16 protein-coding genes and 1 tRNA gene are annotated in these 25,388 nt (G+C 38.6%); 10 read left to right on the top strand and 7 right to left on the bottom strand.

All coding sequences use genetic code 11. From position 1 onward, the window contains the following. Positions 1-81 precede the first annotated feature (81 nt). The 5 genes from ACFIJJ_RS00895 to ACFIJJ_RS00875 all read left to right on the top strand — a co-directional run bounded on the left by ACFIJJ_RS00895 (position 82) and on the right by ACFIJJ_RS00875 (position 4,379). On the top strand, positions 82-990 hold the full coding sequence (locus ACFIJJ_RS00895; RefSeq protein WP_375621987.1) for a metal ABC transporter substrate-binding protein: 909 nt from the start codon (positions 82-84) through the stop codon (positions 988-990). After that, the gene (locus tag ACFIJJ_RS00890) at positions 987-1,817 is read left to right on the top strand and encodes a manganese/iron ABC transporter ATP-binding protein (RefSeq protein WP_375621988.1); all 831 of its coding nucleotides are present in this window, start codon (positions 987-989) and stop codon (positions 1,815-1,817) included. Before ACFIJJ_RS00895 ends, ACFIJJ_RS00890 begins: the two co-directional genes overlap by 4 nt. Continuing rightward, positions 1,814-2,680 carry a metal ABC transporter permease gene (locus ACFIJJ_RS00885; RefSeq protein ID WP_375621989.1) on the top strand — a complete coding sequence of 289 codons (867 nt, stop codon included), beginning with the start codon at positions 1,814-1,816 and terminating at the stop codon, positions 2,678-2,680. The genes ACFIJJ_RS00890 and ACFIJJ_RS00885 overlap by 4 nt, the downstream gene beginning before the upstream one ends. Next, the gene (locus ACFIJJ_RS00880; protein WP_375621990.1) at positions 2,677-3,582 is read left to right on the top strand and encodes a metal ABC transporter permease; all 906 of its coding nucleotides are present in this window, start codon (positions 2,677-2,679) and stop codon (positions 3,580-3,582) included. The genes ACFIJJ_RS00885 and ACFIJJ_RS00880 overlap by 4 nt, the downstream gene beginning before the upstream one ends. Positions 3,583-3,992: 410 nt before the next feature. After that, on the top strand, positions 3,993-4,379 hold the full coding sequence (locus tag ACFIJJ_RS00875) for a YbaN family protein (RefSeq protein WP_375621991.1): 387 nt from the start codon (positions 3,993-3,995) through the stop codon (positions 4,377-4,379). A gap of 437 nt (positions 4,380-4,816) precedes the next feature. On the opposite strand, the gene pncB is transcribed toward ACFIJJ_RS00875, so the two are convergent. The 5 genes from pncB to aroA all read right to left on the bottom strand — a co-directional run bounded on the left by pncB (position 4,817) and on the right by aroA (position 18,857). Continuing rightward, positions 4,817-6,121, bottom strand: coding sequence for a nicotinate phosphoribosyltransferase (gene pncB, locus ACFIJJ_RS00870; protein ID WP_375645669.1), 1,305 nt, complete (start codon positions 6,119-6,121; stop codon positions 4,817-4,819). A 133-nt stretch (positions 6,122-6,254) separates the two neighbouring features. Next, complete coding sequence (locus ACFIJJ_RS00865) at positions 6,255-14,825, bottom strand: GH36-type glycosyl hydrolase domain-containing protein (RefSeq protein WP_375645668.1); 8,571 nt, start codon at positions 14,823-14,825, stop codon at positions 6,255-6,257. 227 nt (positions 14,826-15,052) lie between these two features. Next, a complete protein-coding gene (gene rpsA / locus ACFIJJ_RS00860) occupies positions 15,053-16,753 on the bottom strand; it encodes a 30S ribosomal protein S1 (protein ID WP_026500132.1) in 1,701 nt (566 codons plus the stop codon). A gap of 131 nt (positions 16,754-16,884) precedes the next feature. Continuing rightward, a complete protein-coding gene (gene cmk / locus ACFIJJ_RS00855; RefSeq protein ID WP_375621994.1) occupies positions 16,885-17,532 on the bottom strand; it encodes a (d)CMP kinase in 648 nt (215 codons plus the stop codon). Next, positions 17,529-18,857, bottom strand: a complete 1,329-nt coding sequence (gene aroA / locus ACFIJJ_RS00850) for a 3-phosphoshikimate 1-carboxyvinyltransferase (protein ID WP_375645666.1) — start codon at positions 18,855-18,857, stop codon at positions 17,529-17,531. The genes cmk and aroA overlap by 4 nt, the downstream gene beginning before the upstream one ends. A 187-nt stretch (positions 18,858-19,044) precedes the next feature. Here aroA and ACFIJJ_RS00845 point away from each other — a divergent pair, with 187 nt between their 5' ends. Together ACFIJJ_RS00845 and ACFIJJ_RS00840 are read left to right on the top strand one after the other, a co-directional pair. After that, complete coding sequence (locus tag ACFIJJ_RS00845) at positions 19,045-19,425, top strand: TIGR02300 family protein (RefSeq protein ID WP_375621996.1); 381 nt, start codon at positions 19,045-19,047, stop codon at positions 19,423-19,425. 116 nt (positions 19,426-19,541) lie between these two features. Next, a tRNA-Ala gene (locus ACFIJJ_RS00840) sits at positions 19,542-19,617 on the top strand. Between the two features lie 1,588 nt (positions 19,618-21,205). On the opposite strand, the gene ACFIJJ_RS00835 is transcribed toward ACFIJJ_RS00840, so the two are convergent. Together ACFIJJ_RS00835 and ACFIJJ_RS00830 are read right to left on the bottom strand one after the other, a co-directional pair. Beyond that, entirely contained in the window at positions 21,206-21,793 is a 588-nt protein-coding gene (locus ACFIJJ_RS00835; RefSeq protein WP_375621997.1) for a hypothetical protein, read from the bottom strand. 112 nt (positions 21,794-21,905) lie between these two features. Continuing rightward, positions 21,906-23,087 carry a DNA recombination protein RmuC gene (locus ACFIJJ_RS00830; RefSeq protein WP_375645665.1) on the bottom strand — a complete coding sequence of 394 codons (1,182 nt, stop codon included), beginning with the start codon at positions 23,085-23,087 and terminating at the stop codon, positions 21,906-21,908. Positions 23,088-23,177: 90 nt separating this feature from the next. On the opposite strand from ACFIJJ_RS00830, the gene def reads away from it, so the two are divergent. From def to truA, 3 genes are read left to right on the top strand one after another with little or no spacing between them, the layout of a single operon-like run. Further along, positions 23,178-23,714 (top strand): peptide deformylase, encoded by a 537-nt coding sequence (gene def / locus ACFIJJ_RS00825; RefSeq protein WP_375645664.1) that lies wholly within the window; start codon positions 23,178-23,180, stop codon positions 23,712-23,714. Further along, a complete protein-coding gene (fmt, locus tag ACFIJJ_RS00820) occupies positions 23,714-24,643 on the top strand; it encodes a methionyl-tRNA formyltransferase (protein WP_375622000.1) in 930 nt (309 codons plus the stop codon). The genes def and fmt overlap by 1 nt, the downstream gene beginning before the upstream one ends. Before the next feature lies 1 nt (position 24,644). Beyond that, on the top strand, positions 24,645-25,388 hold the full coding sequence (gene truA / locus ACFIJJ_RS00815) for a tRNA pseudouridine(38-40) synthase TruA (protein ID WP_375622001.1): 744 nt from the start codon (positions 24,645-24,647) through the stop codon (positions 25,386-25,388).

The following is a 25,388-nucleotide window of genomic DNA, read 5'->3' as shown; positions in this document are numbered from 1 at the left end:
GTAAAAGATAACTGCTATTGCTAAATGATAATGCAAATTATTTGCAATAAAAAGAAGGCATATAAAGGAAAGAGAGAATCAATGAACGTAAGAACGTTTTTCACCATAGTTTTTGGAAGTGTTATTTTTTTTACACCCAATTTTGCTTTGTGTGCTGGTAAATTTAAAGCTGTTACGACATTCACTATCATTGCTGATATGGCACGCAATGTAGCAGGTGATGCCGCTGATGTTGAATCCATTACAAAACCAGGTGCGGAAATTCATGAATACCAACCCACCCCACGCGATCTTATGCGTGCTCAGGGAGCTAACCTTGTATTGTGGAATGGTTTAGAGTTAGAGCTTTGGTTTGAAAAATTTTTTCAAAATATCAAGGATGTTCCAAGTGTTGTTGTTTCAAAAGGTATTGTCCCCATTAAAATTGGTGAGGGCCCCTTTAGTGGTAAACCCAATCCTCATGCGTGGATGTCACCGACCTCTGCTTTGATTTACGTTGATAATATTCGCGATGCTTTTGTAAAATATGATCCTGAACATGCTGAAATTTATAAACAAAATGCTGAAGTTTATAAACAGAAAATTCGTGCAACGATTGATCCAATTAGGGCTGAATTAGAAGCCGTACCGCAAGATAAGCGTTGGCTTGTGACCAGTGAGGGGGCTTTTAGCTATTTGGCACGTGATTTTGATCTAAAAGAACTTTATTTATGGCCCATCAATGCTGACCAACAAGGAACACCACAGCAAGTCAAGCATGTTATTGATATGGTTCGCAAATACAATATTCATGCAGTTTTTTCTGAAAGCACTATTTCCCCTGCGCCTGCTAAGCAGGTTGCCAGAGAAACAGGGGCTAAATACGGCGGTGTTCTTTATGTTGATTCTTTAAGTGAGAAAAATGGTGAGGTCCCCACTTATATTGATTTATTACGTGTCACGAGTGGGCGTATTAGCAATGCTTTAGTAGAGGGAGTAAAAAGCCAATGACGGAATGTGGAATATTTGCCCAAGGGGTAACGGTAACTTATCGTAATGGACATACAGCTTTACGCGAAGTGAATTTTGAAAGTCCAAAGGGTTCTATTACGGCATTGGTTGGTGTTAATGGATCCGGTAAGTCAACGTTATTTAAAGCGATTATGGGGTTTGTACGCCCCTCAAAGGGAAAAATTCGCATGTTTGATTTGCCCGTTGATGTGGCTTTGAAAAAAAATCTTATTGCTTATGTTCCTCAAAGTGAAGATGTTGATTGGAATTTTCCTGTCTTGGTTGAAGATGTTGTATTGATGGGGCGGTACGGTCATATGAATTTCTTTCGCTATGCCCGTACACAAGATTATGAAGCCGTTCGTATTGCCTTAGAACGCGTTGATATGCTGGCTTTTGCCAAGCGCCAAATTGGAGAACTTTCTGGTGGACAGAAAAAGCGTGTTTTCCTAGCGCGCGCTCTTGCGCAGAAAGCAAAAGCTATTTTATTAGATGAGCCATTTACAGGGGTTGACGTTACAACAGAAGATAAAATCATTGCTTTGTTACAAGATCTTCGTAAAGAAGGAGCAGTGATTTTGGTTTCAACTCACAATTTGGGTTCTGTTCGCGAATTTTGTGATCATACAGTTTTAATAAAAGGAACTGTTTTAGCTTCTGGATTAACAGAAAAAATCTTTACAAAGGAAAATCTGGAGAAAACTTTTGGAGGGTCTTTGCACCACCATATTTTTGATCTTCAAAGCACAAAAAAAAATGATGTTTTCATGGGAAGAAAGCAGTCTGCAGTTTGTGAAGATATTGAAAGAGTGGAGCACGTTGCATGACTTCTTGGTTGCTTGAGCCACTGAGCTATCAATATATGGTGAATGCAATGTGGGTTTCTGGGTTAGTTGGGTGTGTTTGTGCCTTTCTTTCGGCTTTTTTGATGTTAAAAGGTTGGTCATTGATTGGTGATGCACTTTCCCATTCGATTGTTCCTGGTGTAGCAGGAGCTTACCTTTTAGGGTTACCTTTTTCACTCGGCGCTTTTTTTTCTGGTGGTCTTGCAGCAGCAGCAATGCTCTTTTTTAACCACCGGACAAAGCTTAAAGAAGATACCATTATTGGGCTCATTTTTTCTTCCTTTTTTGCCTTTGGGTTGTTTCTCAAATCATTAAAACCAATGGCTGTTAATATTGATACGATTGTTTTGGGAAATATTTTAGCAGTTAGTTCAACAGATATTCTACAATTGGCTTTTATCGGCTTTGTTTCATTGCTTATATTGCTTTTGAAATGGAAAGATCTTCTTGTTTCGTTATTTGATGAAACGCATGCGCATGCCATTGGATTAAACGTAAAATTTTTAAAGATTCTCTTTTTCACATTGCTTGCCGCTTGTACCGTTGCTGCGATGCAAACCGTTGGAGCGTTCTTAGTCATTTGTCTTGTCGTAACGCCTGGAGCAACAGCCTATCTTTTAAGTGATCGTTTCGTAAATGTCTTGATTATTGCAGTTGTAATTGGAACATTCACAAGTGTCTTGGGTGTTTATGTAAGTTACTTTTTGAATGCACAAACAGGGGGGGTTGTAGTGCTTTTTCAAGCATCTTTATTTGTTTTGGCTTTTATTTTTGCTCCTAAACATGGGTTTATTGCTGCGCGCTTACGCATAAATGCGGCAAAAAAGGGTGTAATATTATCATGATTGATCAATTACTGCTTCCGTTTCAGTTTTCTTTTATGCTTAAGGGTATGCTTATTGTCATGATTCTTTCTATTCCCATGGCGATGCTTTCCTGTTTTCTTATTTTGAAAGGATGGGCGCTGTTAGGCGATGCTATTTCTCATGCAGTTTTTCCTGGTGTTGTTGTTGGTTATATGACAACACCATGGGTAATCGCATTTTTAACTTCTTTGCCATTTGCTTGGTTTCAGCATATGCGTCCAGAGAATATTACAATGACTTTGATTACTTGCGGTGCTTTTGTTGCGGGAATGGTGTGTGCATTATTAACAGGTTTTTTAGGGAGCAATAGCCGTATCAAACAGGATACAGTGATGGGTGTGGTCTTTTCTTCAATGTTTGGTTTGGGGCTTGTTTTAGCCACGTCTATTTATAGTAACTTAGATTTGAATCATATTCTATTTGGTAATCTCTTGGGTGTTAACTGGCTTGATATAACGCAGACCGCGATTATTTCTGCTATTGTCACTTTTATTTTAGCAGCAAAATGGCGCGACTTTATGCTGTATATTTTTGACACAGTTCAAGGACGTGCAATGGGGTTACCAATATCTCTACTCCACTATACTCTTCTAACGATGATTTCTCTTACAATTGTTGCAGCTTTGAAAGCTGTAGGTATCGTGCTCGTTATTTCTTTACTGATAGCACCAGGAGCAATTGCCTATCTTGTCACAAAGCGGTTTTCTTTTATGTTAATGATCGCGATACTTGTTGCAGCTTTTTCTGGTTTTTTAGGGATTTATCTCAGCTTATTTATCGGCTCTGATTCTGCTTCCACAATTGTGTTGATCTTGACGTTGATTTTTATGGCTATTTTCATGATGATTTTTTTTCGTCGAAGCACAGTTCAAGAGACTTGAAAGTGTTAAATTTCATGCATATCAGCCATGCATTTTTATATATTGTTTCTCACTTTTATTTTAATTAGAGTCTGGGGTGCTAGGTTATTTTTCCTCCTAATATCTAGCAGGTGAATGCAGTAAATTTTCTCCCCCCCCCAAGACTGCATTCTTAATTAAGAGGCTGCATTGATTTTTTCTGCAGCCTTTTTATTTTTTTGTTTTTCTAAAATCTCTCCTCTTTTCTTGAAATCATTTAAAATGATTATAATATTGTGTAAGCTATTCGGTATTTTCAAGGAACTTATAACAGAAAAGACGCTTACGCATGAAGGAGTAGAGCGTAATTGTGCACTCAGACATATAAACAGAAAAAAACAGATACAATGTTTTTGTATAGGGTTTTGCGTAGAGGAAAATAGTACGAGAGAATGAAAAAAGATTTCAAGATATCGCACCCTTTGCGTATCTGCTATTATATAGCAGGGTGGGCAATGGTTATATTAGGTATTATCGGTATCGTATTACCTATTATGCCAACTGTGCCTTTTTTATTGGTTGCCTCATGGTGTTTTACGCGTTCTTCTCCACGTTTTCATCAATGGTTGAATAATCATCGTATTTTTGGTCCCCCTATTAAACGATGGGAAGAGAAAAAAGCTATCTCTCCATTTGTTAAAATTTTTGCAGTGATGAGTATGACGGGGGGATTTTTATCCTTTTTTGTGATGATACATCCTCCTTTATGGATTTCTTTACTCGTTACAGTTATATTATTGTTGATTGCTATTTACATTGTAACGCGTCCATCTTCATAGGGATAGAAAAGGCGTTATGAGATACTCTTTTAAACTTTAACTTATTTATAAGAACTATTGAGAGAAGGAATTTTCTTTCAAGTTTTAAATATAACCTCTCCATATCCAAGATGCATATGAAACAAAATGTTCGTGCGCTTTCATTTAACATGCAAAATCATAGTAGCCATGCCATAAACAAAATTATTTATGACAAAGATATAAGGCATATAAACCTCCTTGGCATGTTAAATATTTTAATGCGTAGTGAATATTTTGAAATCCTATCTGTCGAGTCTTACGTCAGTAAATCGCATGTGTGGAAAGTCAAGCGGAATCGGTTAGACAAGCAGTCAAACTTTTTACAAACCAGCAAGGGCTAAAAACCCTCATCCTTAGAGAGATCAACTTTATAGAAAATATGATGAGTCAATATATCCGTTTTAAAAAGCTGGAAACTATATCTTTATAGGTCTAGAAACTCGGTTTTTATTACCGAAAAAATTAAGATAACGTTGTACTTCTTTTGAATCACCGATCGTTTTTTCAGGATTATCTGAAAGTTTCACGGCTGGTCGACCATTGGCATAGGTCACCTTACAAACAAGGGAAAGAGCGTCAAGAGTTTCGATTTCCTGAGGTGCACAGCCTGTAAAGTCATTGGTAAGATCCGTGCCCCATCCAAAACTCATGCGTACTCTATCATGGAAATGATGATAGGTTTTTTCAATTGTATTGACATCAAGAGCATCAGAAAAAATTAAAAGTTTTTTGCATGGATCTTTTCCTTTTTCTTTCCACCATTGAATAATACGTTCGCCACCTTCAATAGGGGGAGCACTATCGGGTCTAAAACCCGTCCAATCAGCGACCCAATCTGGTGCATTGCGTAAAAATGCTTCTGTACCAAAGGTATCAGGTAAAACAATGAGAAGATTTCCACCATAATAACGGTTCCAATCTTGCAAGACTTGATACGGAGCTCTGCGTAATTCATCATCGTTGTTGCTGAGAGCCGCAATAACCATAGGCAATTCGTGTGCATTGGTTCCAAGAGCTTCTAAATCCGTATCCATGGCAAGAAGAACATTAGAAGTTCCAGTAAAAGAATTGCCAATACCTTCTTTTAATGCTTCCACACACCAGCGCTGCCATAAAAAAGAATGGCGGCGCCTTGTCCCAAAGTCAGATATTTTAATATCAGGCAATTTTTTGAGACGTTCAACTTTACTCCACATTTTTGCTTTAGCACGCGCATAAAGTACATCAAGAGCAAAACGATCTAGTTTTCTGAGAGCAGCACGTGAACGTAATTCACTTATAATAGCAAGAGCTGGAATTTCCCACATAGAACTATGAGCCCACGAACCATAAAAATGAAGAATATACTGGCCATCTTTACGGGTGAGTTCGTATTCTGGGAGTTGAAAATTCTCAAGCCACTGAAGAAAATCCGGCTCAAAAATTTGTTTGCGTCCATAAAATGTATTACCAGCAAGCCAAATCATTTCTTTTTTTGTAAAGCGCAAACTAAGAGCATGATCAAGTTGAGAACGTAATTCACTCTCATCAATATCATCGGCAAGACGTATTGTTTTAGAGCGATTTATGAGGGAAAAAGTAACATTAACATTAGGATATAACCCCCAAATCATCTGCACCATTAGAAGTTTATAAAAATCCGTATCGAGAAGTGAACGAATAATGGGATCAAGTTTCCAAGTGTGATTGTAAACACGTCTAGCAATATCCGGATGATTCATAACCTTTTTCTTTCAGTTTCATAAAATCTAAAATATTATGCACCAACACGGCTAATATAGGCGGTGCAATATAACAACTCCACAGTTTTGGGAAAGAATAAAAAAGTTTGCTCTCTTTTTTCGTCTTTCATCTTTAAGATTTGACAATACGTATAATTTCATGCTGACCTGTTTTTTGTAACTTTATCCCTGTATGAACTTCGGTATATTCTTTGCTATTAACATAGAGCATATTTTTAGGTCCCCATTTTACTTTAATGCTATAAACGGCATCATAAAACTTCATTGTTGCTTCATATTTTGGCCAAATAGAGGGTAAATGTGGCTGCAAAAATAATAGGTCTCCCTGACGCTGTATTCCAAGAATAGCTTGTGTTGCGGCGCGATAAAACCAACCGGCTGAACCTGTATACCAAGTCCAACCGCCTTGACCACATCGTGGTTCAACAGCATAAATATCTGCAGCCATCACATAAGGTTCAACACGATAAATTTCAGGATCTTGTCCATGGGTAATTGGGTTTATCATAGAAAATAAAGCATAAGCTTTATCGTTTTGTTCCATTGCAGCCAACGCAAAAATACTCCAAATGGCACCATGCGTGTATTGACCACCATTTTCTCGAATGCCTGGAGGATAACCTTTTATATAACCAGGCTCGAGCGTACTTTTATCAAAAGGCGGCCAAAAAAGGCGAATGAGTCCGCTTTTTTTATCATAGAGCTGTTCCAGCATTGATGTCATTGCTTGTTTTTGACGTTCAGGCGATGACATTTGAGAAATGACAGCCCAAGATTGAGCAATGGTATCAATTTGGCATTCATCATTGATTTTAGAGCCAAGAGGTGTTCCATCATCAAAATAACCACGTCGATACCAAGCACCATCCCAACCGTTTTCCTCTAGGGATTTTGTTAAATGTTCAAGGTGTGTACTCCATATTTGCATATGGCTGTTATCACCACGTTTTTTGGCTAAAGGGATAAATGCTTGTAATGTGTACCCAAGAAACCATCCTAACCAAATGCTTTCACCTTTTCCTTCCACACCGACCAAATTCATGCCATCATTCCAATCCCCACCTAAAATAAGAGGGAGACCATGTGGTCCGCAGCGTTTAATGGCAAGGTCTAAAGCTAAAGCACAATGTTCATAAACTGTTGCAACCTTTGAGGATTGGATAGGTTGAAAATAAGCATCCTGTTGCCCACTTTTGAGAACATCACCTTCAATAAAAGGAATGAGCGTATCAAGAAAGGCATTATCGCCAGTGGTATTGACATAAAGAGCTGTTGCATATGCAAGCCAAACGATATCATCAGAAATGTATGTGCGAACACCAGCATTTGTGTCAGGCAACCACCAATGTTGCACATCCCCTTCAAGAAACTGGTGCGCTGCAGCATTTAACAATTGCTCATGTGCTAACTGTGGTTTCAACAATAACAAAGACAAGCTATCTTGTAACTGGTCACGAAAGCCAAATGCACCACTCGCTTGATAAAAGCCCGCACGTGCCATGATGCGGCATGCATAGATTTGATAGGGAAGCCAATGATTGACCATAAGATTAAAAGAAGAGTCAGGTGTTTTGACTTGAAAAGGAGAAACAAAATCACTCCATTGTTGTTTTTGTTTTGTGAGCAGAATTTCAAAATCACTTGCACGTGCTTGATTGAGTAATTTTTCAGCTTCTTGCCTATTTGCAGCACTGCCAAGATAGAAGATGATTTCTTTTGTTTGCCCTGGTTGAAGATCAATATCATAGGCAAATGCTGAACAAGGATCACATCCTGCTTCAATGGTATTTGAAAGAGCACCGGCTTTACGGATTGCATTTGGACGTGTTACGGTTCCCGTTGCACCAATAAATTCAGCGCGATTGGTCGTCGTGCTGGTTGGCATTTCGGATGCTGATAAAAATGTAACTTGTTGAGATTTCTCGATGTGATAGGGATTTTGAATAAAATATGCACCCCATCTGGCCTCATAAGAGGAAACAATAAAGGGGGCATATTTTGTACGGACATTTCCTAAAACCCATTCAACATAATTATAAAGGCGTAAACTGCGTGGTTTTTTCCCTTCATTCGTAAGAATAAGACGTGAAAAGCGAATAGGCTTTTCGGGATCAAGTGTATGGGTCAGCTCCAATGCGATTTCTGAATGTGTCGATTTAAAAGTTGAGAATCCAAACCCATGACAAGCCTCATAGACAATATTTTCATCACATTCAACAGTAGAAACAGGTGAAAAACGTTTTAAAGACTGGCGATCAACCAGATAAAGAGCTTCTCCTGGTCGGTTAGACGTTGGATCATTCGCCCAAGGAGTTAGTTGATAATCGCGGCTATTGTTAGCCCAAGTAAAAATTGCACCTTCAGCAGAGACATGAAAACCAAATCTGTGATTAGCAATAACATTAATCCACGGATGCGGTGTGGTGGTACGTCCACGAAGACGTATTACATAATGATTATGCTGATTAAAACCACCATAACTATTCCAATATCTGAGATCTTCTCCATTTGGGAGAAAAGAGGAGGGTTTTTGTTGGCTAATAAGACCAATAGAAGAAAAAAGATTCTGTTCAGTTTGTGTTGTAAATTGCTTTCCTTCGTTATATCTCGGCAAGTCTAATTGATTATAAGATTCTTGATAATTTTTACGAATTGTGAGATTAAAATCATTCTTATCAAGTCGTTTAAGTTGTTCAGATAAAGAACCATTTTGGGCATCAAGAACGATACGCGCTGATGCAAGAAGCGTTTTAAAACTCTGTTCACTCATTTGATCGCGTCGAAGCATGAAAATATGTTGGCGTTCATCTGCTTTTTGCGTGTGGTGATAATAAGATTCACAGACCCACTCAAGAGCGCGTTGTGTACTTTGTATATAGGAAAATGTTTGTTCATTAAGAATGACTAAATCAACAATGAGTCCACGCATATACCAATATTCGTGTGCTTTAAGGAGTTCGCGCAGTACAGCTATATTTCCCTCGTTATTTAACCTAAGAAGACAGAGTGGATTGTCTCCTGAGATAGACATGGGCCAAAGATCAGACTGTTTTCCTAGCGTTTTTGCTAATATTTCAGAAGGAAGACGCCACGTTCGTTCTGGATAGATAAGCGGTGTTGCATATTTTTGATAGATAATAGCTTCTTTAAGCTGGGTTCCACTCTGATACAGTGCGACTTGTGAGCGCGTCCATGCCATTGAAAGTTCTTTTTGAAACATATCAGGTTGTCGATAATGTTTAATATGATTATTTAACGCTTCTTTTGTATGTGCAGCAAAAGTCCAAAAAATAAGTTCTGCTTTGCCATGGGCTGGAATTTTTATACGGCATCGCAATGACATAACAGGGTCAAGAACACAACCTTGACTGTTATTGAAACGAGCATTTTGGTCAAATGCAGCAGGACGATGAATAGATCGCCCCCGCCCAATAAACAGAGAGCGATCTGTTTCAGCTTCTGTCTCTTGGAGAATATCTGTTGTACTAGAAACAAAATGGGCAACATAGATTTCAGGATCACTAGGCGAGCGTTTGCGCCTTTTGACAAAAATTGTTTTACCTTCTTCAGTAATTTCTGTCTCTATAAACATACGGGAAAAAACAGGATGAACTTGGTCTGTATCCATTGTGGCAAGTGCTAATTCACCATAAGAAGTCACTTCAATGAGTCGGTCTTTATTTGTCGTATTCATCAGTTGAATACGTCTACCTTCGCCACATCCTTCAGATGTAATAAGACATTCAAGTGTTGATTTAATACCATCAACCATTTTTGTATATTCAGCCTTTTCATCTGTAAAAATGCTGACAGCGTCTTCTTCAATAACACGTGTTGGCTCACCAGTAACAGACCACCACCGTCCACTATGCGTATCACGTAAGAAGAATAAAGTACCTTGTTGATCTTCTGTTGCATCAGGAATAAAGCGCGTAATCGCATAATCGTGCCAACGGCTGTAACCAGAACCATTCGCTGTTAACATGGTAGAATAAAAGCCATTAGACAAAAGTAAAGTTGCTCGTGGTTTGAGTAACGGGTTTGTAATAATGCGCAAAGGGGCTGCGTCAAATTCTTGAGACTTATTGCGCATACGATTAACAGCTTTGGTATGAATAATAGGAATGAGATGAGGCGCTCTTTCCTGTAAGAGCAATTGTGTTGCTTCAATAACGGGATCACGGTGAAAACGATCACGCATTCGCCCTTGAAAAATAACATTGTTAAGAGCAAGGATAGACATGCCATGATGGTGCGCATAATAATTGCGTACAATGGCGTATTTTTCCCCTGTTTTCACACGTGTTGGAGTAAAATCAACAGAGTCATAATAACCATATGTTCCTAAAGCTCCAAGATCACGGAGTCGTTTTAAATTAGCGACAGCGCAAGCAGGAGCATATTGTGCCGCTAGAAGGCTGGCATAGGGAGCAATGACAGCATTGCGTGAAAGACCACGTTGGAGTCCGAGGTTTGGAACACCAAAATGAGCGTATTGGTAATTCATTAAATGATCGCGAGCATTAAATGCGGCTTCTGAAATACCCCATGGCAATTCCCGTTTATGGGCATATTGTATTTGACAACGAATAATCAATCGATTTGTTTGATCTAGGAGAGACCCTAAAGGTTCATGCATTACGAGAGATGGCATAAGATATTCGAACATTGATCCAGACCATGATAGGAGCGCACCTTTTCCACCTATGGGGATGAGAAGTCGACCAAGACGAAACCAATGTTTAAGTTTTATATCTCCTTTTGCGATGGCAAAAAAGCTTGCAAGACGTGCTTCTGAAGCAAGTAGGTCATAACAATTTTCATCGAGTTTGTTTTCTTGCACACGATATCCAATGGATAAAAGGTGCCGTTTAGGCTGTTCTAAAAAGTCAAATTTCATATCAAAGGCTATTTGCCGTGCCGCTATAGCCAACCTGTTTAGTTTTTTACATAATTTTTCAGTATCACAATGAGCAGTCGCATCATGATGATGAGCGTTACAGGTGTCGATAAGGCATTTAGCCCAAGAAAGCGCACGAGCAGATTCTATCGTTTGAATTTTGTGGTCAAGTTCACCGACTAAGTGCACAATATCATGGGCTGCAAGTGAAAGATCCATGATGTGAGAAGGAATCGTATTTTCTTGTTCTATAAAAGTGAAGATAGAATCATGAAAACGAGTGATGTTTTCTTCGATTTTTTGGCGTAAAGAGCGTAAACTGGGTTGATGATCTGGAATTTCTCTGACCGTTTCTTCAAGAATAGCAAGAACATCCGATAAGCCTTCTCGATCACTTTGAAAAAAAACATGAGGTTTTTCAGCCCATTCATTTAAGGCAGAAGAGAGTGTTACCAAATGACCGGCAAGATTTCCTGAATCAACGGTTGATACATAAGTAGGCAAAAGAGGCCTGAGTGTATCCGTTTCATACCAATTATAGAGATGACCGCGGAACTTTTCCATTTTTGCAAGAGAGCGTAATGTACATTCAATACGGGTAATGGTCTCTTCAAAACCAATCCAACCAAAATCACGTGCAGCAATTATAGAAAGGAGATAAACCCCAATATTCGTAGGCGATGTACGTTGAGCAACAAGAGGTTCAGGATCTTCTTGAAAATTATCGGGAGGCAAATAGTTGTTTTGTTCGTTGACAAAGGTTGCATAATAAAGCCATGTCCGCCGTGCAATAGAACGGAGTTTTTTTTCATCTTTTGAAGAAAGATAAAGGCTATCTTGAAAAGTTGAAGGTTGACTCACAATCCAAGCAATGAAGGGTGAAAAAAACCATGCTATCCCAAAAGGTAAAGCAACCAAGCTTGCAAAACTATCAGAAAAAAGAGGGAGTGCTATAGTAAGAATACCAATAAGTGATGCTGGTGCCATTGTAAAAACATAGAAACGCAAACTATTGGGCATTGATTTTGTTGCAGCAGAAGTTTTCCATTCAAGAAGATGCTGTTTTGAAATCGTCATACGATAGAGTGTACGAATAATCGCATCGGTCATAAAATACGCCGAATGAGCAAGAAACGTCGTTTTAAGAAATATATCAGCGCTTGTAAGAGCAATTTTGTTCCAAATTAATTGAAAATGTCCACGCAAAGCATGATCTATATTGGATGAGACAAGCGTTTTTAATACACATAGAATGGGTGAAATGAAAGCGCTAAACAACAAGAATAATTGCCAGACGATTGCACTCTTTAATGGCAAAAGAGTCCATCCTACAAATGCTGCGATTAACCACATAAGTGGCGTAAGAGAACGACGTAAATTATCCTGCATTTTCCAACGCGTCACGGAACTTATTTGACGGTGGGAAAAAAGATAAGGCAAGAGCTGCCAATCACCGCGGATCCAACGATGATAACGCATAACATCAATATTATAAGTGGTTGGATAGTCTTCAATGACTTCTATGCTACTTACTAGAGCAGTACGAGCATATCCCCCTTCTAAGAGATCATGACTAAGAATAGTATTTTCTTTAATTTTGCCATCAAGTGCTTGTTCAAATGCATCAATATTATAAAGACCTTTACCAATAAAGGTACCTTCTCCTAAAAGATCTTGATAAGTATCAGAAACAGCAAAAACATAAGGATCAATGCCACGGTTGGTAGAAAAAACCCGTTGGAGAATTGATGTTTTTTTTCCTGTTGTAAGCGAAGGAATAATGCGCGGTTGCAAAATGCTATAGCCTTTTACAACCTTTCCACTTTGCGGATCAAAAACGGGATGATTGAGTGGATAGTTAAGCTTTCCAACAAGTTTTGTGACGCTCTCTGGAGTAAGACGTGTATCACAATCCAGCGTCATAACAAAACGGCAATCCATAGGAAGATGTGGATTGGGAGGATAAAAGCTTGTATTTTTATCGCCTCTTAAAAGCCGATTGAGTTCATGAAGTTTTCCCCGCTTTCGTTCCCATCCCATCCAACATTTTTCGCTTGTATTATAAAGGCGTCGGCGATGTAAAAGGAAAAAAAGAGGAAGTTCATCACGATGATAACGATTATTGAGTTTATCAATATTCTTTTGCGCATAGTGTAATAAATCAAGATCATCTTGTGTTTCTTTTAATGGAGCATCCACCCAATCTGTAATGAGTGCAAAATGAATGGCTCCTTTAGGATTAGAAAGATAGTGCACTTCAAGATTGTGCACTTGCTCATCAATATCATCGTGTGATGTCATTAAAGTAGGCACAACAACCATTGTCCGTGCATGTTCGGGAATACCTTCTTTATATTCATAACCAATGAGCTGTCTTGATGGGACAAACCACGAAACAACAGTATTAAATAAAGCAAAAGCAGCATCGATAGCAGGAAAAAGCGCCAATCCAGTAAAGCAAAAAGACATCCATTGTGTCATGCCAGATAGCTGTAAAAGGGCGTAAATTACCAGCAAAAGAGTGAGCGTCAGAAAAGAGACAGGCACAGCAATAACTCTCAATTTTGAGCAACAAGAAGTGCGTGTCCATTTTATGAAAAAAGGCGGGCTATATCCACAAGCCTTTTCAAATATGCCACGACCATCATCAACAAGGTACCACCCCACATAAGAATGATGAGGCATATCTTTAGAAGTGGAATTTGCCATTTCTACAACTTTATGTGCAACTTCCAGTTCACTAAGAGGCGAAAAGCGAGAAACTTTTTCAATGACTTGTCGATAAATATTGCGTGAGTGAGCATCAATTTCAGAAAAATCACTATTTTTACGCAAAATAGAATCGACACAACTCACTGTTTCAAACCATGCTGTCCAATCAACATCATCTATAGCTTTAAGAGCACGGATAATATTACCCATGGTCACACCATCTGCTGCTTGTCGGGTATGTTCATCGGCTGTTGCAATCTCTAAGCTACTGCTTTGGCTTTTCAATTGCTTTTCAAGCCAAGTTAATGCTACGGTTGAATCGACAGATGCACTGCGCAGGCGATAGAATAAATGTGCTGAAAAAGTTGAATCAACAGTAAATGGTTTATACTGCGTAAAAAGAGAGTGTAGATTTGTTTTATTTTCTACAAGAGAAATTTTATCAGCTACTTGACTAGCAAGATGGCGCATATGTCGCGCTTTTTCGATACGTACTGAAAGACGACGGACATTTTCAATGAGCAGCATTTGCATAACAGAAGGAAGAGCCCACAATTCACCAATTGTGAGCGCACAAACTTCTTGAAATCCGTTGGTCATAGCAGTGAGTGTCTCTTGTGAAAAGCTGCTATCGGTATGCGCAATATAAAGCCAAGTTAAAGCAAAAATTCGTGGTATTCCGGCTTTATGTGTAGAAAGAGGCAGTTGCTTTATGAAGGACTTGGGTAGATTACGACGCAGCTTTTGTATGGTTTTATCAATGGTGTAATGATTATCAATGAGCCATTGAGCAGACGGTGCGATGGTTTCATCATTTCGGGCAGCAAAATCACTGGTATGAAAAGCATGAAGAATAACTTTAGCATTTTCATTCAATCTCTTGCGAAAATCTCCTACTCCTTCATATTCAGGGAGTAAAATTTCTTTACCAGAAGCTATATCATGCCCTAAGTTATAAAGATCTTCCTGTACCTTATAAATTGCACGAAGAGGAAAATCCGTATTAATAAAATGATCTTTTTTCTCTTTTTGAGAAAAAAAGCACTTTATGAAAGGTCTTATGCACGTCATAGTGTTCCATTGTTATTCAATTACATTGTTTTTTATTTAAATTTTAAGCATTTTATCTGAATAGTGAACCGTTGTTAGACAAAAAACAAACTTTTTGTTTTTATTTGCAAGCATTTATAATTTTTGTTTCAATAATTTAAAAATAAGCAGACAATTTTTTTTAGAAAATAAAAAGGTCACTCCTAATGAGTGACCTTAATAATAACACCAACTTTAATGATTGATGATTAATCTTGTTCTTGTTTTTTCAAAGCTGCACCCAGAATATCACCAAGAGAAGCACCTGAATCTGTAGAACCATATTGTGCAACAGCTTCTTTTTCCTCTGCAATTTCTAAAGCTTTAATCGATACTGAAATTTTACGTGTTTTTTTATCAAATGCTGTGATGCGAGCATCAACCTTTTGCCCAATTGCGAAACGCTCAGGACGTTGCTCATCACGATCACGCGCAAGATCAGCACGCCGAATGGTTGTCTCAAGGTTGTGGTCAATCAATTTCACACCAATGTCATTGTCGTTAACAGCAATCACTTCGCATGTTACAACTGCACCTTTTCGCAATTCGCCGGAAGCAGCGGCTTCTCCAACTTTATCGCTGGAAAGCTGCTTAATTCCAAGAGAAATGCGCTCTTTTTCAATGTCAACATCAAGGACCACAGCTTTAACGATATCGCCTTTATTATAAGTATCAATAACTTGTTCACCAGGACGGTTCCAATCAAGATCAGACAAATGAACCATACCGTCAACATCGCCTTCAAGCCCAATAAACAGACCAAATTCTGTTTTATTTTTAACCTCTCCTTCAATTTGCGAATTGACAGGAAATTTATTGGCAAAAGCTTCCCATGGATTTTCAAATGTTTGTTTTAAGCCAAGAGAAATACGCCGTTTAGAAGGATCAATCTCAAGAACAACCACTTCTACTTCTTGTGATGTAGACAGAATTTTTCCAGGATGAACATTTTTCTTTGTCCAGCTCATTTCAGAAACATGGATCAGCCCTTCGATTCCTGGTTCAATTTCAACAAAACCACCGTAATCAGTAATGTTGGTAACAGCACCCGTAATTTTTTTACCAATCGGATACCGGACACTGATGCTTTCCCAAGGATCACTTTCAAGCTGCTTCATTCCAAGAGAAATACGGTGCGTATCTTGATTAATGCGAATAATCTGAACTTTAATCGTTTGGCCAATTGTGAGCACTTCAGATGGGTGATTAACACGCCGCCATGCCATATCTGTAACGTGCAAGAGACCATCAATCCCACCAAGATCAACAAAGGCACCATAATCTGTAATATTTTTCACCACACCTTCAACGATTTGGTTTTCTTCAAGATTTTGTACGATTTCTGAACGTTGCTCAGCGCGACTTTCTTCTAAAACAGTGCGGCGTGAAACCACAATATTGCCACGACGACGATCCATCTTCAAAATTTCAAAGGACTGTGAATTATGCATGAGGGGTGAAACATCACGAATGGGACGAATATCAACTTGGCTGCGAGGCAAGAAAGCAACGGCACCATCAAGATCGACTGTAAAACCACCTTTTACTTGGCTAAAGATTACCCCATCAACGCGCGCACCAGCATTGAATTTTTCCTCCAAACGGACCCAACTTTCTTCGCGCCGTGCTTTTTCACGCGATAAAACAGCTTCACCCATCGCATTTTCAATGCGTTCAATGTAAACCTCAACTTCATCGCCAACTTGCAAAGAACCATCTTTTGCTTTAGCTCCAAATTCTTTGAGAGGAATACGTCCTTCGACTTTAAGACCAGCATCAATAATGGCCATGTCTTTTTCGATTGCAATAACACGACCTTTAACAACAGATCCTTCATTAAGATCATTAGTTTGAAAAGATTCTGTTAAAAGGGCTTCAAAATCCGCTGTTGTGGGATTGTATTGTGACATAAGAACTCCTAATATATACCTTGTGTTATAAGGTATGAGCGCTAGGTTAGTGTTAACATAAGTAACTCCCTAGCCTTTTCCTTGAATAAAGGAAAGAAGTTAGCGCTAGGCTGGAAGTTACCTTAACGAATTTATCCAATTATATGCATTTTTATGATTGGATCAACAAAACTGCATGCAATTTCAAATGTTGCTTCTATACTCAATTCTGACGTATCAAGCAAGTGGGCGTTTTTTGCTGGTTTTAGTGGACTTTGTTTGCGCGTTATATCGCGACTGTCGCGCTGTTCAAGTTGAGCTAGGATTTCATGATAATTTGCTTGAACACCTTTTTTTAAAATCTCTTGGTAGCGGCGTTTGGCGCGTGTTTGAACATTGGCTAGAATATAAAACTTGATATCGGCATCAGGACAAACAATCGTTCCGATATCACGCCCATCAAGCACACAGCCAGGCAAAACTTTAGCAAAGTCGCGTTGTTTTTCGACAAGAACTTTGCGTACAGCAGGGTTAATTGCTATTTTTGAAGCCGCTTCACCAAGTTCATGAGAAGAAAGAAGAGAAGGATTTAAAGTATTAAAATCAAGTTCTTTAGCGTAAATAAGAGCATTATTTTCATCATCAAGAGCTAAATTTTGTTGTAAAAGCGCATGAGCAACTCCACGATAAGTAAGACCAGTATCGAGATGGCGAAGGCGATAATGCGCAGCAATTTTGCGTGCTAAGGTTCCCTTGCCTGAAGCTGCAGGTCCATCAATGGCGATAACAAAAGGCTTCAAACGATTTTTCCCCCAAGTTGTTTTATAAAAGGAATAAATTCTGGAAAGCTCGTAGCGATCATTCGTTTATCATCAATGGTAACAGGTTTTTCTGACACAAGCCCAAAAATGAGAAAACACATAGCAATTCGATGATCAAGATGTGTGCAGACATGTCCACCGCCCAAACCTTTGGTAGAACCGTTCCCATAAACAACAAGAAAATCTTGACCTTCTTCACAGTCTACGCAATTAATTTTTAATCCTTGAGCAACAGCAGACAATCGATCTGATTCTTTTACACGCAATTCTTCAATTCCTAGCATAACTGTTTTACCTTCTGCAAAGGCTGCTGCTACTGCCAAAGCAGGATATTCATCAATCATCGATGGAGCACGTTCTTTGGGCACCGTAACACCTTTAAGAACCGATGATTTTATCCGTAGATCGGCAACATCTTCTCCACCTGTTTGGCGTTGGTTCAAAAATTCAATTTGAGCACCCATTTCCCACAATGTTTCGATAAGTCCTATTCGAGAGTTATTTATCAAAACATTTTCAATGGTGATATCAGAGTCTTCTACAAGAAGGGCTGCGATAATTGGAAAAGCAGAAGAAGAAGGATCCCCCGGAATATGAATCGTTTGCCCAGTAAGATGGGGTTGACCATTAAGATGAATCAAACGCGCACCTTCGTTATCTTTTTCTATTTCAAGTTGCGCACCGAATGCTTTTAACATTTTTTCCGTATGATCTCGTGTCAGAACCGGTTCAATAACAGTTGTAATGCCGGCGGTATTGAGTCCAGCAAGCAGGACTGCTGATTTAATTTGGGAGGAAGCTATTGGAACACGGTAGCGAATCGGATTAGCCATTTTCGGTCCATAAAGTGTTAAAGGAAGGTGATCGTCGTGCGTTGCCTCAATTTCAACCCCCATGAGACGCAGAGGATCAAGAATACGTCCCATTGGACGTTTAGAGAGAGATGCATCACCAATAAAGGTTGTTTTCATATGATAGGGGCCAACCATTCCCATAACCAAACGAGCACCTGTTCCAGCGTTTCCAAAGTCTAAAGGTTTTTGTGCAGATAAGAGGCAACCATTCCCTGTTCCTCGTATGACCCAAACGTCATCTTTTTTAATAATACAGGCGCCCATAGCTTGCATAGCAGCAGCTGTATTGAGTACATCAGCGCTTTCAAGTAATCCGTGGATATATGTCTCACCACTTGCTAATCCTCCCAATATAAGAGAACGATGGGAGATTGATTTATCTCCTGGTATTTGAATTTTTCCAGAGAGATTACTCGACTTATAGGCCGTTATAGGGATTGCTTTTTGCATGGAAATTCTATTTAATTCTATCTAACTTTTATGAAATTATGCATCCTTTAGCACATGCTTTAAAGGACGTCATGAGAAAATCTATGCGGAGCAATGTATTTATCTTTGACAAAGGCATTATTTTTCGATTAAGCACCATAAAATTCATCTTTTAATGGAATAATAGTTAATCAAAGAGGCACGGCTTATGGCAAAACAAGAACTCGGAACTAAACGTGTTGATCCAGAAACAGGAAAAAAATTTTACGATCTAAATCGCGATCCTATTGTGTCACCTTATACAGGAATTTCTTATCCACGTTCTTATTTTGAGGTTGCGGCAGCTGAAGCAAACAACGAAGAAGAAGTTGATACTGAAGAGCTTGATACAGCACTTGAAAAATCTGCTTTTATGCTTCTTGAAGAAGTTGATGATGATTCTAAAGATGACGATCTTCCTGATTTGGAAGATGGTGATGTAGACCTCGGTGATGACGATGATACATTTTTATCTCATGATGATGACGATGAGGATGATGACGTTACTGATATTCTCGGAGGCGGTGTTTCTAATGATGATGATGCTTAAGAAAAATAACAGAAAGTATCTTTTCCATTAAATACAAATTCTTCTTGATCTTCAATTTTTCTCACTTTAAAAAGTTGGAATTGTATATTGTTCTTTTGGGAAAATTTGTTTTTATAGGGGCTATAGCTCAGCTGGGAGAGCGCTTGCATGGCATGCAAGAGGTCAGCGGTTCGATCCCGCTTAGCTCCACCAAAAGGATCAGTGATCAGCTCTTTTATCAAGAGCATCAGTTATAACGAGAATGTGAAATCAATTTAAAAGGTTTATATGCTCTGTAACCATTGTTCCAGTAGCACGTTCCTTGCTTTAATGCTACCATTATGCGTTTTTAATCATTTGTTGGATTGTAAAGTTTTACTTTACATAACAATGAAAAGAGATCATTTTTTATGCTTTACACAGAAATAAAAAAGGGGCTGTTTAACTGACACCTTATATTTTAAAGGACAATATTTAAATCCTTCTTCACCACAAAATCATAATCTGTTGATTATCGATATCCTTTTAAAGGTAAGAAGTACCTAAACAGAGATTTGGGAATAGAAGATTAAGATATATTTTCCAATTATTGCGAATCAGGACTCTTGTTGAATATTTTTAGTCTTATCAAATGTCTTACCAATTTTAAAAAATACTCCATTGAATAGCGTTCATCTGCTCAATACTGAAGTATGTTAATGATTAAACAACATATTGATTTATCATGATAAATTATTAATATATTAAATAATAACTCCGAACAGAGTAAACTTCTCTCATCATAAGCCTTCACATACATATTGAATTAATAAACTTTGTTTCCTTACACGTCTCAAACGAGGTTGAAGGTGTAGGAGAAAAGCGGTGCCATCATTATATTTTCAATCTCTCATGTTGCAAAAATTTTTATAAGAGGCATTTTTAGTCCTTTCTTGATGTTTTTATCCACATGCCAATTGCACTTTATGTACAAGCCAATGGTTTTTCTTGATTAAACATCAAGAGATTTAAAATGATAGAATCCTAAGCTATTTAAAACTCTTAATTCAATATGAATAAAGAAATATTATTGTTATAAAATAATGATTTGTAGTAAAAAACCGTTTAAGAAAAGAATAAAAATGCTTTTCATAAATATCCTCAAATGCAAGCGCTATCACAACACTGAAGGCTTGTTTGTTACTTCACAGATGCTATAGACAATTCCTGTCTTGAATATTTTTATGTGTAAAGTTGTATATACCTTATCATCCTATAAATGACAGTGTTTTACAACATGGAAAGATAACTTTTTTCAATTAAGCTGGACAGGCAAAATGAATGGATATACTTCATAATATTAATCTTTTGGAAGGCTGTACCCCCTTTTATACAAAGCAAAGTTTTTATGAAACGATGCTCTTTCGTTTAATGCATTTTTCGTTTTTTATATTGAATTTTTTACCTCTTTATAATGCTGAAATCGCATTTTTTGATTGCTATTTTAAACGCTTAATAAAAATAAAAAAGAGATTATCTTTTAAAAATTTCTGTCAACAATCTGTGGTATTTAGCCCAGCGCTAAATGGAAGATTGTTTCCATTGTAAATTCTTTGAACAAAGAGGATAACAATATCGAGAGTGTGCACAAATGTATTGTGTATTGTAAAAATTTTCTGTCGCTTGAGTTTACTCTATTCAATAACAATTTATTTTATTCGAAAACCGGAAAAACAAGACAGCCTTATCGCACCATAAGAAATTTTGCGCTCAAATGATTTTACCACATCAATTCCCTAATTGATATTTTCAAAAATCTTCCCTAACGCCACCCACATCTCTTTAATTGCCGTTCATAGAGCTTCGATATTCTCGCCATGCGCTGTGCTGCCTGTGACAGTGCAACAGTGACACGCCCCCCACTACGCGCATAAGCACTATGCCCCATATGATAATTTAAATAAAGGCTATATGCATCATCAAATCTCACACCATTGCGTTGAACACTTTGGCGATGGTACCAAGCAATAAAATCAGCAGAATCTGCAAAATTCGTACGCCATGCAAAAGATTTGCCTGTAGAGCGAAGATACATTGCCCATGTACTGTCAAGCGCTTGAGAATAACCATAGGCTGTTGATCGACGCTTCCATGGAATAAAACCAAGTAGTTTTTTGCGTGGAGGACGTGCATTGTGACGAAAGCTCGATTCCATCTTAATGGTTGCAAGAATAATAGGCATAGGAATCCCATAACGCATTTCTGCTCTTTGAGACGCCCTTCCCCAATTATCAAAAAAACCATTTTTTTGTGCTAAAATAGCACAAGCATTATTTGTGTGGGTGGGAGTGGTTGTTGCACAGCCCTCTAGCAGAAACACCAATGCCCCTAAAAACAAAAGGTGTCGCATATTCTCTATTCCTCTCGTTTAAGAAATAAAACAAGATAGAGATACTAAAAAATGATTACCAATCAATAAAGAGCGTGATCTAACTTGTGATATTTAAGAAGATTGTTTTGCGTTATTCCTCATCAACCAAACGCAATGTTTGTGACTGAGCGGATGTTGTCATTTTTGTTGGCTCAGAGTAATTTTCTTTTAATTCGAAAGTTTCAATGCGATTTGCCCGTTTCATAATTTTGGAGGATGATATTAAAATACCCTCTATATCTTCACCTGCTTTGTAAAAGTGCTTCTGTAATGCACGAACACGCATATCCATTCGTCCAAAATCTTCCATCAATTTTGCTACTTCTGATTGAATTAAATGCGCTTGTTCACGCATCCGCGCATCTTTCATAATGGTTTGTACCACTTGGACAGAGAGCATCAACAAAGACGGTGAAACAATAATTATATGGGCTCTATTGGCTTTTTGTACCAATGGCTCAAAATCTTCATAAATTGTTGCAAAAATCGATTCCGATGGCACAAAAAGAAAAGCCGTGTCATGGGTTTCTCCAGGAATCAAATATTTTTGTGCAATATCACGGATATGAACTTCCATATCGGTACGAAATTGGCGTTCTGCCTCTTGACGCTCTTGCGTTGATGCGGCTTTACGCATAGCATTCCAAGCCTCTAGAGGGAATTTAGCATCAACAACAAGAGAAGGTGCTTTATTGGGCATATGAATCAGACAATCTGGGCGCTTTCCGTTGGAAAGAACAGCCTGAAAAGCATAGGCATTTGCTGGTAAGGCATCAGCAATAATTGCTTCCATCCGCCCCTGACCAAAGGTACCACGTGTCTGCTTATTGCTTAAAATGGATTGCAACTGAACAACTTGTCCCGTAAGCGATTGAATATTATTTTGTGCCGCATCAATCACTGCTAAACGTTCTTGCAAACGATTCAAATTTTCATAAGTGGATTTAGTCTGCACCTGAAGTGTTTGACCTAAGCTTGTTGTCATTCCATTGAGTTGCTCACTGAGTGATTTATTCAGTTCAGCTTGCCGTTGACCAAAAATTTCCGCCATCGTTTGCATTCGCCCTTGCATTTCAGCTTGTGTTTTCAGCAAGGTAGCCATCTGCATTTGTGCCTCACGCGCACGTTCAGCAGTTTCTTGTTCCAAAAATGTTCTTTTTCGATGAGAATGTATCAGCATAAAAAATGCCAAACAGACAAGTGTAAATAAAAGTAAAACGATTAATTTAGAAAAAAACTCACCAGCGAATATAGAAAAAAACGAATCAAACATAAAGAGTAATATAACGCTCTTATGATAAAAAAATGCAAGAATCCGTTATTCAATATTGACCAATAAAAAACCATTGATTAATCTCTACTTATGCCAATGAGATCTTTAGTTACTTTACCTGATCCGATTTTACGGGAAGTGTCCAAACCCGTTGAGCGGGTTGATGCAGCTCTCCAAAAACTTGCGGATGATATGTTGGAGACCATGTATAATGCTAAGGGCGTTGGTCTTGCGGCTATTCAAATTGGTATACCACTACGTATGTTGGTTATAGATGTCTCTGGAAATTCTGAAGATGAGCAGAAAAAACCACTTGTTATTATCAACCCTGAAATTTTATGGCTTTCAGATGAGCGTAATATTTACAAAGAGGGTTGTCTTTCTATTCCTGACTATTTTGCAGAAGTGGAACGTCCTAAACGCCTTTGTGTTCGCTATCAAGATCGTGAAGGAAAGCAGATAGAAATTGAAGCAGATGATCTCTTGGCGACTTGCTTGCAGCATGAAATTGATCATTTAGATGGGCGCCTTTTTATTGATTACATTTCAAAGATCAAACGCGATATGGTGATACGGAAATTTAAAAAACGCGCAAAAGAAAAAAACATGCAGGAAGCAGTTTTGTAATGGCATTACGGTTAAGTTTTATGGGAACACCAGATTTTTCTGTTCCCATTTTGCATGCTTTATTGGATGCTGGTCATGATGTTGTTGCTGTTTATAGTCAACCTCCTCGTCCAGCAGGACGTCGGGGGCTGAAATTAATCCCCTCAGCTGTTCACACCGCAGCAGAAGAAAAATCTATTCCTATCTTTACGCCTCAAACACTTAAAACAGCCGAACAACAAGAGAAATTTGCAGCACTTTCTGTTGATGCTGCTATTGTGGTGGCTTATGGACTCCTTTTACCTAAAGCTATTCTCGAAGCACCGCGTTTTGGTTGTTTTAATGCCCACGCTTCACTCTTACCACGTTGGCGTGGTGCTGCGCCTATTCAACGAGCAATTATGGCTGGTGATAAAGAAACAGGTATCATGATCATGAAAATGGATGAAGGACTTGATACGGGGCCTATCGCTCTTTCTCGCTCCATCCCCATTACTGATAACACCACCACTGCTGAGCTTTCAAACAGACTTTCACATATTGGCGCAGAACTTATGGTAGAGACTTTATCAACTCTTGAAAAAGGACAACTTAAACTGACCCCACAATCAGAGGAAGGCATTACCTATGCGGCCAAAATTAGAAAAGAAGAGACCCGCATTGATTGGACAAAACCTGCAGAGTTTATTCATAGGCATATTCGCGCGCTCTCTCCCTCTCCTAGTTGCTGGTGCAATATGAATATCGGTGGACGAGAAGAACGTGTAAAAATTCTTGAAAGTCGCTTAACAACAGGTCCTTCTCTTGAAATTGGACGGATAGAACCAGATTCTTTGATTATCCATTGTGGGCAAGGACGGATAGAAATAACCTCTCTACAAAGATCTGGCGGTAAAATTCTTGAGTGCGCAACATTTTTGCGAGGCGCTCATATTTCTGCTGTTTTTTAAGATGCCACGTTTTAAACTCACTCTTGAATATGATGGTTCAAATTATGCTGGTTGGCAGCGTCAAGCAGAACTTCACACGATACAAGGAGCTCTTGAACAAGCGATTTTTTGCTTCAGTGGACAACAATTAACCATAACAACAGCAGGACGAACGGATGCAGGAGTACATGCTACGGGACAAGTTGCCCATGTTGATTTCATAAAAAACTGGCCCCCCCATACTGTGCGTGACGCGCTCAATGCTCTTTTACGTAAACAGGGAGAAGCGATTTCAATCTTAAACGTACAAAATGTCCCTGATGACTTTGATGCACGATTTTCCGCTGTAAAGCGCCATTATCTTTTTAAAATTCTCAATCGCCGCTCTCCACCAGCTCTAAATGCCAAACGCGTATGGTGGATACCAAAGCTTCTTAATGCTGAAGCCATGCATGAAGCTGCGCAAAAACTTGTCGGACAACATGATTTTACCACTTTCCGTTCAGCACATTGCCAAGCCCAAAGCCCTATTCGCACCCTTGAACGTCTCGATATTCAAAGAGAAGGTGAAGAAATTTTTCTTTATGCGCAAGCTCGTTCTTTTCTTCATCATCAAATCCGTTCATTTGCAGGAAGCCTCATGGAAGTGGGTATTGGACGTTGGACAGCTCAAGATCTTGAAGCAGCTCTTCACGCTAAAGATCGTAAACGTTGTGGTGTTGTTGCCCCCCCTTCAGGACTTTATTTAACCAAAGTGGAATATTAA

The sequence above is a fragment of the Bartonella sp. TT29SHDZB genome, assembly GCF_042193395.1.
Classification (GTDB): domain Bacteria; phylum Pseudomonadota; class Alphaproteobacteria; order Rhizobiales; family Rhizobiaceae; genus Bartonella.
This window is presented reverse-complemented; position numbering and strand designations above follow the sequence as displayed.